Below are 1,157 nucleotides of genomic sequence, written 5' to 3' on the forward strand. Positions count from 1 at the left end.
TTTGATCGTTCCCTTCCCCACGTTAACGTCGGCACTATCGGCCACGTTGACCACGGTAAGACCACTCTGACCGCAGCTCTGACTCGCGTCTGCTCCGAAGTATTCGGTTCGGCAGTCGTTGAGTTCGACAAGATCGACTCGGCTCCAGAAGAAAAAGCGCGCGGTATCACCATCAACACCGCTCACGTTGAGTACAACTCGACCATTCGTCACTACGCTCACGTTGACTGCCCAGGTCACGCTGACTACGTGAAGAACATGATCACCGGTGCTGCCCAGATGGACGGCGCGATCCTGGTTTGCTCGGCCGCCGATGGTCCGATGCCACAAACCCGTGAGCACATCCTGCTGTCCCGTCAGGTTGGCGTTCCGTACATCGTGGTCTTCCTGAACAAGGCTGACCTGGTAGACGACGCCGAGCTGCTGGAGTTGGTCGAGATGGAAGTTCGCGACCTGCTGTCCACCTATGACTTCCCAGGCGACGACACCCCGATCATCATCGGTTCGGCTCGTATGGCGCTGGAAGGCAAAGACGACAACGAAATGGGCACTACCGCTGTCAAGAAGCTGGTAGAGACTCTGGATAGCTACATTCCTGAGCCCGTTCGTGCCGTCGACCAGCCATTCCTGATGCCGATCGAAGACGTATTCTCGATCTCGGGCCGTGGTACCGTTGTAACTGGCCGTATCGAGCGTGGTATCGTCCGCGTTCAGGATCCGCTGGAAATCGTTGGTCTGCGTGACACCACCACCACCACCTGCACCGGTGTTGAGATGTTCCGCAAGCTGCTGGACGAAGGCCGTGCTGGCGAGAACTGCGGTGTTCTGCTGCGTGGTACCAAGCGTGACGACGTTGAGCGTGGCCAGGTTCTGGTCAAGCCAGGTTCGGTCAAGCCGCACACCAAGTTCACCGCAGAAGTCTACGTCCTGTCGAAGGAAGAAGGCGGCCGTCACACGCCGTTCTTCAAAGGCTACCGTCCTCAGTTCTACTTCCGTACCACTGACGTGACCGGTAACTGCGAACTGCCGGAAGGCGTTGAAATGGTAATGCCAGGTGACAACATTCAGATGACTGTTACCCTGATCAAAACCATCGCAATGGAAGACGGTCTGCGCTTCGCTATCCGTGAAGGCGGTCGTACCGTCGGCGCCGGCGT

Annotated in this window: 1 protein-coding gene; it reads left to right on the plus strand. The window is 57.6% G+C overall.

Features of this window, described 5'->3' with window-relative positions; all coding sequences use genetic code 11:
* The coding region (gene tuf / locus APH25_RS24735; RefSeq protein ID WP_060483670.1) for an elongation factor Tu at positions 1–1,157 on the plus strand (1,157 nt) is incomplete at both ends.

The organism is Pseudomonas sp. NBRC 111119, from assembly GCF_001320125.1.
GTDB lineage: Bacteria > Pseudomonadota > Gammaproteobacteria > Pseudomonadales > Pseudomonadaceae > Aquipseudomonas > Aquipseudomonas parafulva.